The organism is Lactobacillus sp. UMNPBX19 (genome assembly GCF_002553805.1).
Taxonomy (GTDB): Bacteria; Bacillota; Bacilli; order Lactobacillales; family Lactobacillaceae; genus Lactobacillus.
The window spans coordinates 1-424 of the sequence record NZ_PCYR01000119.1; the positions used below are offsets into that span (position 1 = coordinate 1).

1 pseudogene is annotated in these 424 nt (G+C 38.0%); it reads left to right on the forward strand.

Annotation, left to right across the window (positions count from 1 at the left end):
• Positions 1-424: pseudogene (locus CP370_RS09770) on the forward strand (type IV secretion system protein VirD4); the annotation flags it as partial.

Consider the following 424-nt stretch of genomic DNA (forward strand, 5'->3'; position numbering starts at 1 on the left):
GGCTGTTTCTGAACGGCTAGGTGAAATTGAAGTTCAAAAAGAAATTGTTAATTCTCAAATGGGTGAACAGCAACAAGATAGAGGAAACCGGCAAATATCTATTGATAAAATGCCGTTACTTTCTGCTAAAGAACTGGAAGAATTGAATGATGGTGAAATGGTCATTATGCGTACTGCTAAACGTAATGATAAGAAATGGCGCCGTATCCGACCACTGCCAATCTTTGATACTGGTAAGACGTTGATGCCAAATGCGCGTGATTTAATTGGACAAAGTTATCATTTGGATTACTACACAACGGACTTACGGATTAAAAACAATACCAAGAACCTCAGTTATCAAGACATTTTCCAAGATTACAGTGGTTATTATCAACAATTAGCAGCACAAGTTAATCCAGAAACCGAACCGGCAGAAGAAAAG